The following is a 1,335-nucleotide window of genomic DNA, read 5'->3' as shown; positions in this document are numbered from 1 at the left end:
ACATCCCGGGCCTCTTGCGAATTGGGCAGCATGGACATTTGCGAGGATCCTTAAAAGTCGTCACTTGGCCGGCGTGATCACTTGGCTATTGCGAGAGTAGACAACTTGCAACGCCAATTCGTCGGCAGCAAACGCCCAGCAGCGTTGCGCAAAGCGGCAGACGTGAGACCGGGATCAGGCCGCGCCGTCGTCATCCTCGCCGCCGGCGGCGTCGGCGGCCTCCCTCACCTCGACCAGCGCCATCGCGAGCAGATAGACGGTCGTGGGCAGGCCGGCACGGCGCGCCCTCTCGAGGGCGTGCGACAGCTCGGCCGCCAGCTCCTTCAGCTCTTCTCCCCGTGACAATGTCCCACCTATCCATCCGCCGATCGCGTCCGCCTACACCGCGACGGCGCCGCTGGTTTTGATCAGTTCGGCGCTGGAATGAAGTGTAGCAAAATTGCCGATGACATTCACCACTGCCTGCTTGTAGGCGGCCGCATCGTCCGCACCGGGTTGCCGGCACGCCACGGCGTCGCCGACCACCTGGTAGCGATGGCTGCGGTGAAACCCCTCGACAACCGTGGCCAGGATGGTCTCGTCCAGGGAAAAGCCCGTCAGCACGCAACGCACATTGCGGATATTGGACATGTAGTCCTGGAATCGCGACGAACTGTAGGCCGACGGCAGCGGATGCTCGAACGTCATCTCCCCCGGCCGCGGCTTCGCCTCGGGAATCCAATCGGTCAGCCTGGATGCCGGATTGAACCACGCCGCCTGGGCGATGCGCTTCAAATGCATCACCGGCCAGAGATTGTGGCGCCATAGCGCCAGCAGTTCCAGGCAGCGCGAGGTGGCGGCGTCGCCGTCGAGGATGACGTGGCGACGCCCCTGGGTCAGATATTCGACCTGGAGATCCGCGCAGACCAGGATTGGCGGATCGTCGTGAAGAGAGACCAGCATTGTCTTGCGCGTGGCTGCACCAGTTTCAACGGCCGGCGAGCGCGACGTCCCGCAACGGCGACGTCACGGGCCGCCCCGCCGAGGCATCGAGCACTCCCGGCCGGTCCCAATCGCCCTCGGGGCGGATGATCACATAGGGATCGCTGTCCAGCGTGATCGCGTCCGGTCCCGGCTCGATTTCCAGCACCATCTCCGTATAGGAGAAATCGGAGAAGGTGATCTTGCGGTTGTGGCCGAGCGGCTTGGCGCCGAAATGGGCCCAGAAGTCGACCAGCCGGTCCTGGGCCTGGCCGTAGATCTTGCGGAACCCCTTGCGCTTAACATAGTCGACGCTCGCCTGGACCAGCTTGAACGAGACGCGCGAGCGCCGATATTGATGGCGCACCGCGAGCC

The 1,335-nt window shown here is 64.3% G+C and carries 2 protein-coding genes and 1 pseudogene; all 3 read right to left on the bottom strand.

Annotated elements, in window-relative coordinates; all coding sequences use genetic code 11:
- Nucleotides 1–174: 174 nt before the first annotated feature.
- On the bottom strand, nucleotides 175–345 hold the full coding sequence (locus ACXJL8_RS41290; RefSeq protein ID WP_456621918.1) for a hypothetical protein: 171 nt from the start codon (nucleotides 343–345) through the stop codon (nucleotides 175–177).
- Between the two features lie 33 nt (nucleotides 346–378).
- The gene (locus ACXJL8_RS41285; protein ID WP_456621917.1) at nucleotides 379–942 is read right to left on the bottom strand and encodes an isochorismatase family protein; all 564 of its coding nucleotides are present in this window, start codon (nucleotides 940–942) and stop codon (nucleotides 379–381) included.
- A 25-nt stretch (nucleotides 943–967) separates the two neighbouring features.
- A pseudogene (locus ACXJL8_RS41280) lies at nucleotides 968–1,335 on the bottom strand (GNAT family N-acetyltransferase); the annotation flags it as partial.

Source organism: Bradyrhizobium sp. P5_C11_2, assembly GCF_054049755.1.
Note: the sequence above shows the minus strand (reverse complement) of the source record. Positions and strands in the feature narration are given on the sequence as shown.

Bases quoted from the DNA above. Each gene is read 5' to 3' on its own strand.
- ACXJL8_RS41285 (WP_456621917.1), bottom strand. From the start codon at position 942: ATGCTGGTCTCTCTTCACGACGATCCGCCAATCCTGGTCTGCGCGGAT.